Annotated in this window: 10 protein-coding genes; 7 read left to right on the top strand and 3 right to left on the bottom strand. The window is 61.4% G+C overall.

The genetic code is table 11. The features are described 5' to 3' along the window. Positions 1–27 precede the first annotated feature (27 nt). Positions 28–1,368, bottom strand: coding sequence for an MFS transporter (locus BC1002_RS30130; RefSeq protein WP_013093756.1), 1,341 nt, complete (start codon positions 1,366–1,368; stop codon positions 28–30). Between the two features lie 281 nt (positions 1,369–1,649). Here BC1002_RS30130 and BC1002_RS30125 point away from each other — a divergent pair, with 281 nt between their 5' ends. Beyond that, positions 1,650–4,100: a two-partner secretion domain-containing protein gene (locus tag BC1002_RS30125; protein WP_041735647.1), complete on the top strand. Its 2,451-nt coding sequence runs from the start codon at positions 1,650–1,652 to the stop codon at positions 4,098–4,100. 67 nt (positions 4,101–4,167) lie between these two features. Here BC1002_RS30125 and BC1002_RS30120 read toward each other — a convergent pair whose 3' ends face one another. Further along, positions 4,168–6,837: an ATP-binding cassette domain-containing protein gene (locus BC1002_RS30120; protein ID WP_013093754.1), complete on the bottom strand. Its 2,670-nt coding sequence runs from the start codon at positions 6,835–6,837 to the stop codon at positions 4,168–4,170. Between the two features lie 143 nt (positions 6,838–6,980). Between BC1002_RS30120 and BC1002_RS38560 the strand changes: the two genes are divergently transcribed. Next, positions 6,981–7,154 carry a hypothetical protein gene (locus BC1002_RS38560; protein WP_013093753.1) on the top strand — a complete coding sequence of 58 codons (174 nt, stop codon included), beginning with the start codon at positions 6,981–6,983 and terminating at the stop codon, positions 7,152–7,154. 98 nt (positions 7,155–7,252) lie between these two features. Then, positions 7,253–7,666, top strand: a complete 414-nt coding sequence (locus BC1002_RS30115; protein ID WP_013093752.1) for a hypothetical protein — start codon at positions 7,253–7,255, stop codon at positions 7,664–7,666. Here BC1002_RS30115 and BC1002_RS30110 read toward each other — a convergent pair. Further along, on the bottom strand, positions 7,655–9,184 hold the full coding sequence (locus BC1002_RS30110; RefSeq protein ID WP_013093751.1) for a CYTH and CHAD domain-containing protein: 1,530 nt from the start codon (positions 9,182–9,184) through the stop codon (positions 7,655–7,657). The genes BC1002_RS30115 and BC1002_RS30110 overlap by 12 nt on opposite strands. A 623-nt stretch (positions 9,185–9,807) precedes the next feature. Here BC1002_RS30110 and BC1002_RS38055 point away from each other — a divergent pair. The 4 genes from BC1002_RS38055 (at position 9,808) to BC1002_RS30095 (ending at position 12,453) form a co-directional block, all read left to right on the top strand. After that, positions 9,808–10,311, top strand: a complete 504-nt coding sequence (locus tag BC1002_RS38055) for an STM2901 family protein (protein ID WP_013093750.1) — start codon at positions 9,808–9,810, stop codon at positions 10,309–10,311. Next, entirely contained in the window at positions 10,283–10,672 is a 390-nt protein-coding gene (locus BC1002_RS30105) for a DUF1493 family protein (protein ID WP_013093749.1), read from the top strand. Before BC1002_RS38055 ends, BC1002_RS30105 begins: the two co-directional genes overlap by 29 nt. A gap of 137 nt (positions 10,673–10,809) precedes the next feature. Beyond that, complete coding sequence (locus BC1002_RS30100) at positions 10,810–11,367, top strand: TetR/AcrR family transcriptional regulator (RefSeq protein ID WP_013093748.1); 558 nt, start codon at positions 10,810–10,812, stop codon at positions 11,365–11,367. A 135-nt stretch (positions 11,368–11,502) separates the two neighbouring features. Continuing rightward, positions 11,503–12,453, top strand: a complete 951-nt coding sequence (locus BC1002_RS30095) for an alpha/beta fold hydrolase (RefSeq protein ID WP_013093747.1) — start codon at positions 11,503–11,505, stop codon at positions 12,451–12,453. Positions 12,454–12,455: the final 2 nt, after the last annotated feature.

Below are 12,455 nucleotides of genomic sequence, written 5' to 3'. Positions count from 1 at the left end.
TGAACCTGCAACAGGGGAGCGGTCGCCCTATGACGATCGCCCGGCGAGCCCGGTGGATACGTGTTGCTGCGAAGCAAGCCTGATGTGCGACACGAACCACGCCGCGAGCACGAACCACCCCGCTGCGACGACGAACGCGACGACGTAGGCGGCTCCCGCACCGGCGAGCGCCTTGACCCACGACAGCATCCACCCGGTCGCGGCAGGGCCGAGGATCTGCGGCAGCACCATCGACACTTGCCAGATGCCCATGTCCTTGCCGCTGGATGCATCGTCCGGCAACACTTGCAGCGCGAGCGCCCAGTCGACGGCTTGATAGGTCCCGTAAGCGGCGCAAAAAACGAGTCCGACTGCGATCACCAGCAACAGGTTCGGATGCAACGCCAGCAGGACGAAGCCGATTGCGGCTCCGGCCATGATCCAGCTTGTCAGGCGGACGACCGGGACGGCGCCGTGGTGGTCGGCGAGCCGTGCGCCCAGCAGGCTCGCCGGGATCGCCAGCACCACGCCGACACCAAGAAGCCCGTTCATCACACCGGTCGGATGACGAATGCCGATTACGTCCTGCAGGTAGTACAGCATGAAGGTGAAGATCGACCAGATGCCCATGTTGCCGAACAGACGGGTTACCAGCACCCAGTAAAAGTTTCGGTGCAGGCGCGGATCGAGATAGAACGAGCGCATGAACGCGCGGAACTCGAACCGTTCATGGGATCTGACAGGCGTCGGCTCGCGCGAGCCGCGAATCGTCAGCCAAAGGCAGAGCAGCATGATCGCAATGAACGTGGCCACCGTCGGATACAGGCGGCCCGGCGAATAGAGCACGACGAGCACCACGTTGCCGCTGATGGTGCCGAGCACGGACATCACGTTGAGCCACGCGCTCGCGCGGTTGGTTTCCCGTTTTGGCACGACATCGGGCACCAGCCCGGCATACGGACCCGCCGCCCAGTTCCACCAGAACTGCAGATTCAGAAACGCGAGTGCATACAGCCAGAGGCTCGCCCCTCTGTTGAATGAAGCAAGCCATACCAGTGCAATCGCAGTGCCGAACACGCCGGTGACGAGAAACGATCGGCGACGTCCATGTTTTGCGGAGGAGCGATCTGACAGCGCGCCGGCCAGTGGCGCCACGATCATTGCAACGAATGCGCCGGACGCAATGACGGAGCCGGCCACCCCTTCCTTCAACGCGGCATCGGGTCCGAGCATCTCGGCGACCTGTGACGGCACCAGCACCGGCACGACGGTCATCCATTGGGTAAACAGCGCAAACCACAGCGACGCGATCTGTATGTGGCTGAGCGTCGTCAGGCGAGGGGCGGGCGGTCTGGTCGACCCATTCCGGGCTGGACTGGATAGAGGCATGTCAGAGGTCCATAGGCGTCGCGCGTTTTGCTGCCCGCTCAATGCTTCCCACCTGACGGGGCTGCAGAGAAAGAATAGAACACTGATCTGGCTTATGCATGCGAGTGCAGTGCGTTCCTTGCCGTCGGGCGAGGTCAGTGCTGCCGCCCGAAGGGGCGGGTGAGATTCATTGGCATTACGCGAACAAGCTGACTAGTATTCAGCGTGCGGACTAGCCAGGGTTCACGCGACTCCGGTCGGATTGCGGGCCGATGGCGTTCGCCTCCGCGGAAGGGGGACATATGACACCTCTGTCATTGAGTCGTCCGACACTGCGTGCGCGCTATCGCCGACATCCGTCTCAACACATCTCATCCCTCATCGCTGTCTTTCTTGCTGGATTGTCATTGCCGCATGTGGCGTCTGCCGGCGGGGTGCTTCCGCAAGGCGGCCACTATGTGGCCGGCACAGGAACCATCGCCGGTCAGGGCAACGCGATCACCGTCACGCAACCCAACTCGACTCGCGGCGTGATCGACTGGAACAGCTTCTCGATCGGCAAGTGCAACACGGTCACCTTCGACAACGGTTCGGGCGCAACCCTCAATCGCGTGACGGCCGGCGCACCTTCCGCGATTCTCGGCAGCCTGAAGGCAACCGGCAGCGTTTATCTGATCAACCCGCAAGGCATCGTGGTGGGTCGCAGCGGGACTGTCGCGACTGGCGGACGATTCGTCGCTTCGACACTCGATCTGCCGAATACCGCGTTCATCAATGGCGGGACGCTTACGCTCGCGGGTACATCGAACGGCAACGTGCTGAATCTCGGCAAGATCAGTTCCAGCGGAGGCGATGTTTTCCTGATCGCACGCGATGTCGTGATCAATGCGGGCTCGGTCAGCGCGCCGAACGGCACCGCGGAATTCGTCACGGGGCAGCAGGTGGCGTTGCTCGATTCGTCCGGCAGCAGGCAGGTTTTCGTGCAGATGGGCAGCAAAGGCACCGTGATCGATCGCGGTGCCACGCAAGCCGCGCAGATCAATCTCGAAGCGGCCGACGGAAATATCTACGCGCTTGCAGGTGGTGGCTCGCGGGTCCGCGCGACGGGCACGGCGATGCGCGACGGCCACGTCTGGCTCGTAGCCGACACGGGACACGTGACGCAACGAGGGACGATTGCCGCAACGAATGTCGATGGCAGCGGCGGCACCGTCGATACGCTCGCCAACACGCTCAGCTTCGCGCACGACGCAGCGGTTCAAGCGGGGCGCTGGAACGTCTCGACGCCAGCCTTCACCATCGATCGCGCCACGGCCCACGCTTTCATGCGCAGCCTGGACGCCGGCACATCCGTCGATGCGACCGCGACCGGCACGAATGGCGCAACCGGCGATATGAACGTGGCGTCGAATCTTCGCTGGAAGGGTCCGGCGTCGCTGTCGCTCGTGGCTGCTCACAACCTGACGATTGCGTCAGGAACGACACTGTCGAATAGCGGCAGCGGCAACCTGAGCTTGCGTGCCGATGGGGCGGGCATCGACAACAGCGGCAGCGTGGCCAACCAGGGCAAGATCGACTGGTCCGGCAGTACCGGTTTGGTGAGTGCGTTCTACGACATGAACGGCAGCTACAGCCCCGGGACGATCGTCGCGAACAGCGCATGGACGGCAGCGCCCTACAGCGGTCTCGTGACGCAAGTGACTGCCTACAAGCTCGTCAATTCGCTGACCGATCTGCAGAACGTGTCGCTCGACCTTTCCGGCAATTACGCGCTCGGCAAGGATATCGACGCGAGTGCGACGAATCTCACGTCATCTTCGTCGGGCGGGGTCGACTTCATTCCGCTGGGCAATGCGGCGACACCGTTCTCCGGTCAGTTCGACGGCATGGGGCATGTAATCGACCGGTTCGGTGAGAATGACACGTACTCGCCGTCGCGGACGTTGTCGCTCGGCCTGTTCGGCGTGATCGGCACCGCTGGCGTGGTGCGCAACGTCGGTATGACCAACAGCGCACTGTTCGCGCTCAATGACGACGTCATCGACAATGGGTCCCTTACTTACACGTACGGCGTACTGGCCGGCCGCAACCTGGGATTGATCACCTATACGTACACGACCGGCGGGCGGGGCTCCCCGCACTATGGCGGCGCTCCGGTCGGCGGTTTAGTGGGCACTAACGACGGGCTCATCGAGCGTTCGTGGAGCAGCGTTTCCGTGGGCGATGCCGGCATCGCGGGTGGGCTCGTCGGCATCAACTCTGGACGGATCGTTCAGTCTTTCGCGACCGGGAATGTCGAAGGGGGCGTCCGTATCTTTCCGGGGGGCCTTGTTGGCGCTAACTCCGGTACGGTGTCGCAATCCTATGCGACGGGCGAGGCGCTTGGCGACTTGAGCGCGGGCGGCCTCGTATATGCCAACTCCGGCGTGATCGAGCAGTCGTTTGCGACGGGGCTGGTTCGAGGCTTTTGCTGCACGCCTCCGGGTACTCCGATCAGTTTCGGCGGCATCGCAGCCGATAACTCGGCCGCCACCGCGACGATCGCAACCAACGTCTACTGGGATGCACAGACAACGAATCAAACCGTCAGCGCTGGGAGCGGCGCACAACTGCCCACGTCGAATGGCCTCACGACCGCTCAAATGGGCAACCCGGCGAGCTTCGACGCATCGTGGGATTTCAGTCCAACCGGCGCGTGGATCATGCCTGCCGGCGCGACGCATCCCATCCTGCGCTGGCAACCGGGCCAGTAGGCGCCATCTTCGGGAAGGCGGCGGACGGGTTCGGCGTTTGCGGTGAATCACCGGATCGTCGACAAGCTCAAGCCACGAGGTGTTGCCGCAGATACGCGGCCGTGCGGCTCTCCTTGTCGCGCGCGACTTCGGCCGGCGGGCCGCTCGCCACGATGGTCCCGCCGGCGTCGCCGGCGCCCGGGCCGACGTCGATGACCCAGTCGCTTTGCGCGGCTACCCGCATATCGTGCTCGACCACCACCACGGTATTGCCCACGTCGACGAGCCGCTGCAGTTGCACCATCAGCCTGTCCACATCGGCGGCATGGAGGCCGGTCGTCGGTTCGTCGAGGATGTACAACGTGTCCCCGCGCTGCGCGCGTTGGAGTTCGGTGGCGAGCTTGATCCGCTGCGCCTCGCCGCCCGAAAGCTCGGTGGCGGGCTGGCCGAGCCGCAGATAGCCGAGGCCGATGTCGCGCAGGGCATTCAGCGCGCGCATCACGCCTGGCTCATCGGCGAAGAAACTGCACGCGGCATCGACGGTCAGGCCCAGCACCTCGGCAATGTTCTTATCGCGCCACGTGATCTCCAGCGTCGATGCGTTGTAGCGGGTGCCGTGACAGGTCGAACAAGGCGCATACACGCTCGGCAGAAATAGCAACTCGACGCTGACGAAGCCTTCGCCTTCGCAGGTCGGGCAGCGGCCTTGCGCGACGTTGAAAGAGAAGCGCCCGGCACTGTAGCGACGCTTGCGCGCGCTGGGCGTGTCCGCGAACAGCTTGCGCACATGGTCGAAAAGGCCCGTGTAGGTCGCGAGGTTGGAACGCGGCGTGCGCCCGATCGGTTTTTGATCGACACGCACGAGCCGCCGCAGTGCGTCCATGTCGTCGGCGATATGGCCGCTCGTGGGCGTGGTCGCGGTGGCGAGCAGCGGGTCCGGTTCGTCATCGTCCGGGCTTTCGATGATCTTTCCCAGCCGCCGCGCGACCAGTTCGGGCAGCGCCTGGCTCACGAGGCTCGATTTGCCCGAGCCCGAGACGCCGGTGACCGTCGTCAGGCAGCCGAGCGGGAACGCGACGTTCAACCCGTGCAGATTGTTGCGCGTGATATTGGCGAGCCGCAGCCAGCCGGACGCGTCGCGCGGTACGCGATCGACTTGCGCGGTCGGAGCAAACAGATGGCGGCGCGTCTGTGATGCTTCGACCGTCGCGAGTCCCTGCGGCGGCCCGCTATAAACCACGTGTCCGCCCGCTTCGCCGGCCGCCGGACCGACATCGACGAGCCAGTCGGCGCGCCGCATCATCTGCAGATCGTGCTCGACGACGAACAGCGAATTGCCCGCTGCCTTCAGTTCCTGCAGCGCGTTGAAGAGCGCTTCGCCATCGGCGGGATGCAAGCCGGCGGATGGCTCGTCGAGCACGTATACGACGCCGAAGAGCTGCGACGACAGCTGCGTGGCCAGTCGCAAGCGCTGCAGTTCACCCGACGACAGCGTCGGCGTACTACGTTCGAGCGCGAGATAGCCGAGGCCCAATTCGACCAGCGTGCTCAGGCGTTCCAGCAGTTCGGCGGCAATGCGCTGTGCCGCGAGGCGTTTTTCCTCGGACAGATTCGGCGTGCGCCGGACATCGGGTGACGCCTTGTGCGCGGAGCCGCCGGCGGCGACCCGCCTGTCGACGGCATCTCGCATGGCGCTTTTGCTGAGCACGCTGCCCTGGCCGGTCGTCGCCGTCTCCGGCTCCGGCCATTCGCCGCGCGCAATCGGCGCGAGAATCGCGGCGAGCTCCGCGAGCGGCAACTGTGAAAACTCGCCGATATCCAAGCCGGCGAATTTCACCGACAGCGCTTCTTTCTTGAGCCGTTTGCCATGGCAAGCCGGGCACACGCTGCCGACCATGTACTGCGAAACACGCTTCTTCATCAGCGCGCTTTGAGTGGTCGCAAAGGTGTGCAGCACGTACCGGCGCGCGCCCGTGAACGTGCCCTGATAGCTCGGCTCGTCCTTGCGTCTGAGCGCCGCGCGGGTCTCCTTCGGCGTGAGGCCGGCATAGACGGGAACGGTCGGCTGTTCGTCGGTGAAGAGAATCCAGTCGCGATCCTTTTTCGGCAGATCGCGCCATGGCGTGTCGACGTCGTAGCCGAGGGTCACCAGGATGTCGCGCAGATTCTGCCCGTGCCACGCTGGCGGCCACGCGGCGATCGCGCGCTCGCGGATCGTGAGCGAGTCGTCGGGCACCATCGATTTCTCGGTGACCTCGTACACGCGGCCCAATCCATGGCAGGTCGGGCAGGCGCCTTGCACCGTGTTCGGCGAAAAATCCTCGGCGAACAGCATCGGCTGTTTCGGGGGATAGTCACCGGTTCGCGAATACAGCATGCGCACGAAGCTCGACAGCGTCGTCACGCTGCCTACCGATGACCGCGCGCTCGGCGCGCCACGTTGCTGTTGCAGTGCGACCGCGGGCGGCAGCCCTTCGATCGCATCGACTTCGGGCACGCCGACCTGTTCGATCAGGCGCCTCGCATACGGCGCGACCGACTCGAAGTAGCGTCGCTGCGCCTCCGCGTACAGCGTGCCAAACGCCAGCGATGATTTGCCGGAGCCCGACACGCCCGTGAACACGACGAGCGCATCGCGCGGAATCTGCACGTCGACGTTTTTCAGATTGTGCTCGCGCGCGCCTCGCACGCATACGAAGCCGGTGCGACCGCCGGACGGCGGCGCGTTTGAGCGGGGTGGGGTGCGGGGAGCGTCCATATCGATCGGTAATAGCTGAGGGCGCTGCCTGGAGGGCTGCGCAAACGGTGGTGTCGGTCGCACAGACTATGCCAGACACAATGGAGATGGCATCAGGCGCGCAATGTGCTTGGAGATAGATCCGTGGATCATGGAGAACAACGATGACCCTACTCATCTATCTGGTCGGATGGATCATTTTCATTGGCGGCGTCGCGTGGGGATTGATGGCGCTGCACGTCGCGCAGCACATCATCGCCATCGTGGCCGTGATACTGCTAGGTATCGCGGTGATTACCGGCGCCACGCGAGCGAGAAATCGAGATCGGTCGTCATAGCGAAGTTCCCTCATGCGCCACCGCACTCAGGTACGCTACGGCGCGCTCGCGATGTACCATTTCCGCGTGATCTCGCACCGGACATCGTGGAGTACATCATGGGAAGCGCATGGAAACGTCGCTTCAAACTGCTTGTCCAGCGTTTCTGGCAGCCAACCAGCGCGTGCATGACCTGTATGCCGGGGAGCTGGGGCAACGTCATGAGCCTCACGCACTGGGCGATCGCATTCAAGACCGGGCTGCTCACCGGTGTGCTGGCGCTGCTGCTCACCTTCACGCCGGCGGCGAAGTGGTACGGCAACCGCTATAGCAACGCACTGCTCGTCGGTTGCCTGACCGCGATCGGCGATGCCTACTCTCACTTGAGCCACTACCGCTTTCATGCTCTCGAACACATCGCGACGGGGGTCATGTCAGGCCTGTTTGCACTCGCTGCGTCGTATCTGTTCGAGGATCGCGCGCGCCGCGTGCGCGCGGTATGGTCGCGCCTGTTCGGACAATCAGTGCGGTGACGAAAGCAGTTTGAAGCGCTTCCACAGCTTCTTCAATGTCTGATGATCGGCAGCGACGCGCGACGCGAGGAAGCCACGAGCGAAGGCCGCGCCCGAGGCCGCCTCGGGCGCCGTTGTCAGCAGTGACTTCAGAAGCTGATCGGCGACGACGGCATCGTTGCGCCAGCCGAGATCATCCTGAAGCGCGGTGAGCGCCTCGACATAGTGGCGCACGACCCGCCGCGGGCATAGCGACGCGAAGAACTCGGTGGCGTATCGAACCTTCTTCGCGGCGATGCGGGCGCGGTGACGGCTGTGATCGTCGAGATCGGCCAAATCCTTGCCCCGTTTGATCAGCTTCTTGTGCCGACGGCGCAAAACATCGGCGGCGAATGGCTTCACTGGGCTGCCGATCGCGTTTCGCTGTTCGTCGGACATCTCATCTCGCCAACCCTTGCGGCTCAACCACAGCGCCAACTGGAGCGCGAGCCGTGTATAGCGAACCGATTCGACGGCGGCAGCCGCGCGCTGCCGGTTGTTGACCGCAATCTGCTCGCACGCTTCTCTGACCGGGCGGATCTCGTTCGTATTGCCGTTGGCGCCGGCATGTTCGAGCGTCGATCCCGCAAGCACCTCCCAGTCGCGCGCTGCGCCGAGTTCCGAGGCGATCCAGCGCAACTCCTCGTCGAAACCGGGCGTAGCGGGGATGACCTTCGCAAACAGATCGAGTGCCGAACGCAAGCGGCGAAGCCCCACGCGCATCTGATGGACGCTCGATGGATCATGGCCCGACACGACGCCCAGTTCGTTCGCGTGGACCTGGTCCAGACAGTTGCGCACGATTGAGCAGAATGCATCCTCGATCGAATCGCGCTTGTCTAGTCGCACCGGTTGCGCTTTCACTGCCTCGCTGTGCTCGGCTACCAGCAGTGCATACCCGATATCGGCCTTGCTGCGATGATCGATACGCAGCGGCACGGTTTCGAGCATTTCCAGCGCGACGCGGTACAGTACGTCCGGATCGCCCTGTTTCAATTCCAGTTCGACAGCGGCGATCTGCACTGAGCCCGACTCCGCCTCGATGCTTCCTTCGTCGAGAGCAAGCTCGAGTTCGTCTCCGGACGGCTGGCGCAGCGCAAACGCCGAGCGGTTAATCCGAGTGACGAACACGGGCTTCAGTTGGGCGGGAATGGTTTCGTCGCGAATCAGCTTCCCGCAGTCGCTGTCGTCGGGGATCTGGTCGCACAGCAGCTTCAGATCGGGCGTGTCGCTATTCACGGGCATCTCGAACTCGTCCCTGTCGAACAGCCCCGCCTTGGCCGATCCTTCGAGCTTCAGCGTCTGGATTTTCTTCTTGCCGACGCTGCGCACGCGCAGCGAAGCCCCGCACCAGTGAAATGAAAACTCGGGCGTATCGAAATAGGTGCTCGTCAGCAGGCGAGGCGTTCCTGCTGTGGCTTCCGATTGCGCAAGTATCGACGCGTTACGCAATTTGCCGACATCTTCGTTCGCAACGCGCAGCTTCAGCTCCCGTTCCATGCCGCCTCCGAAATGAGCACGATACCTTCAGACTACACCGGATTCGCTGGGCTGCGCCGCAGCCGATCGTCCCAAGTGGCCGCTCCGAACCCAACGTTTCCTGGAGACGGGGTGGGTTAGCAGCGCAAGCAGGCATTCGTGCAAAACTTGTCCACCGTCTTAGCCACCTCTTTGCACAACTTTCGTCGTGCTTAAAACGGTGATGCACGTCGACCCGATACAAGCTCACAACGACAAATAGCGAGTGTTCCCAAAGTAAATCGGGGAAAACGGTATGCGCAACTATGGACCGACATGTTGGAACCGCCAGGCTAACGGCCCGCATTTCTGGTCGACGCCATTCGGGTCCGAATGAGGATGTGCAAATCTTGACAGCATTTTGCAAATTCCCCCGAGCATATAGGGTATGCCGAAAAAAGACTCAAGAAACTCCCAGAAGTCGGGCCCAAAAATATTTTTGGAAATGACATTAAAGCACGTTACCCCAATTCTTCGAAAGAGTAGGGGAATTATATGCCGAACAGAGTAAAAACGATCACTCTCATGGCGCGGTAACGACATTAATCGATGTGATGCAACGCGCCACCAGACGATGCACGTAACGCAAGCGGAGCACCAAACAGGTGAGCGAATACGAGCAGCTCATAAGCAATGATTCAACAAAGAAGATCAATACATATATCTATGGCGGAAGGGCCGTCGATAACGAAACACTTTTCATTTTCATCGCAACCGAAGAAGCTTGCAAACACTTTGGAATTAAGGACTACAGTGGTGTGCTGGCAATCGTATTGGTACTTGCTGGACAACCGTTAATTCCAACTCGAGCAAAGCCAATGGGGACAACACGTGGGACATCTATTGCATCGCTGGTCCTTCGCGCACTCGTGAACGTCAATTTAAAAGAAGCAATTCTGCCTACCCTCACCAATCAATCAATGAATAACATCAGGTTTTCCATGACGAGAAATCTAGGTGCATTCGTAGGGCGCTGGATTCCGCAGCTAGGTATTACATTAGCAGCTTATGACGTTATAAGGATCGCCGCCTCATCTGTCATGCACTACAATAAAATGGTAAAAAACGAGGATCGTATAAATGATGCCACCACCGGAAGTTTCGGCTGAGCTGGAGGAATTCTTGCGGGAGAAAATCGGAATTCCGCAAAAAATAGCAATAAAACCATCCAGTTCATTAGAAGACGATTTTGGCGTCACAGGCGACGATGCGAGCAAGCTCATCAACACGTTCGCAATAACATTTAACGTTCAACCCGGCGATTTCGAATTTCTTAGATATTTTAATATGGAAGGATTCAGCGTTTGGCCATTTTCGATTCTTACCCGGTATCTTCTAAAACTCAGAGGCGTGAAAGACTACAAAAATAAAGAGCCAATTACAGTCGGAATGCTGCAGCGTGCGATTGAGCTAGGCGTGTGGGACAGCCAACGCGTATCGGAAGCGCGAAGCGCGTCGCCCGGGGAGTGACCGCCAATGGGAGTCATTGCGGCCTGCTGCGGAGACATCTTGATTAGGAAATGATCATTTCCTATAATCGCGCCATGACTGTACGCCACCATCCTGCCAGACAGCCTCGAGCTCCAGGTCGTCCTCGCGAATTCGATATGGACATCGCGCTGGACGGCGCAATCCAGATTTTTCGCGAACGCGGCTATCAAGGGACGTCTCTTGGCGATCTCGGTTCCGCGATGGGCCTCACGGCCGGCAGTATCTACAAGGCGTTCACCGATAAGCGAGCGGTGTTCCTTGCCGCACTCGAGCGCTACATCCATCTACGAAATGGCCAGTTGCAAAGCCTGCTCGACGCGGAGCAAACCGGCCGCGACAAGGTGCGGGCCGTTCTGCGGTTTTATGCCGAGTCTGCAATTGGCGACGAGGGCAAGCGGGGCTGTCTCGTAGTCGGAAGCGCAATCGATCTGCTGGCCTTCGATGATGAGGTCGCCGGTCATGTCGCCGCTTCTTTGCAGCGAACGGAGCGTCTGTTGTGCCGTCTGATCCGGCTGGGCCAGACAGACGGTTCGATCGCGTCCGCCGTGGATGCGGACGCTACCGGCCGCGCCCTGTTGAGTTTGACGCAAGGGTTGAGGGTCGTCGGCAAAGTCGGGCGGCCCCGGGTACACATGATGGCGGCGGCGGAGCAGGCCATGCGTCTGCTGGACTAAGCACAGCACGACATAACAGCGCATCGCCTTCGTGTGCTGCTCGCCAAATTAGGAAATGAGCATTTCCCAACCTGACCCGCCGATGAGAAACAGCGGTTCAACGATGTAATCACCCAACCCTAAGGAGTCTCGTTCGTGAAAGCACTTAACTCGCCCATGCCATCTGTGAGTTCCGAAGTCGTAAGCACGCTGCCAGCATCAAGGCCCGTTCCGGGGCTGGAAGGATTCGAGCACAAGTTCGCGACCGTAGACGGATTAAGACTGCACTACGTCACCGGGGGAAACCCACAGGGCGACGTGATCGTGTTGCTCGCGGGCTTTCCGCAAAGCTGGTTCGCGTGGCGCAACGTGATGGCGCTGCTTGCGAAGACCTATCGAATCGTCGCACCGGACCTTCCCGGACAAGGTGATTCGGATCGTCCGATGGACGGCTACGATACACAGACCCTTGCGAGCCATGTCCACGGTTTGCTCCAGCAACTCGGAGTGAGCCGGTACTTTCTCGCCGGACACGACATTGGAGCGTGGGTGGCTTTTCCTTACGCGGTGATGTTCGCCGACGAGGTCCGTCGCGTCGCGCTGCTGGATGCGGGGATCCCCGGCGTGACGTTGCCCGATGCGTTGCCGATCGCGCCCGAGCGTGCATGGCGTACCTGGCATTTTGCGTTTCACGTCCTACCGGATCTGCCGGAAGTGCTGCTAGCCGGCAAGGAACGCGAATACCTCGACTGGTTTTTGCGGCGAAAGACGGCCAATCCCGACACGTTCACTGACGCCGATATCGATGAATACCTGCGGATTCTGAAGAAAGACGGCGGCTTGCGCGCCGGCCTCGCGTATTACCGCGCCGCGCACGTGTCCGCCCGGCAGAACGCGGAATTGAAGCAACGAGGCATGCTCGATTTGCCACTGCTGACGCTCGGTTCCGATCAAGGGTCCATCGCCGATATGGCGACCCCGCTGCGAGCCTTTTTCACCGACGTCCAAGGCCGCACCATTAGTCACTGCGGGCATTTCATTCCAGAAGAACAACCGCGCGCGGTCGCCGACGAACTCACGGCGTTCTTTGGAAGCGAAAGGGGGTAACG

The organism is Paraburkholderia atlantica (assembly GCF_000092885.1).
Taxonomy (GTDB): Bacteria; Pseudomonadota; Gammaproteobacteria; order Burkholderiales; family Burkholderiaceae; genus Paraburkholderia; species Paraburkholderia atlantica.
The sequence above is the reverse complement of the archived record's forward strand: the minus strand, read 5'-3'. Positions and strand labels throughout refer to the sequence as shown.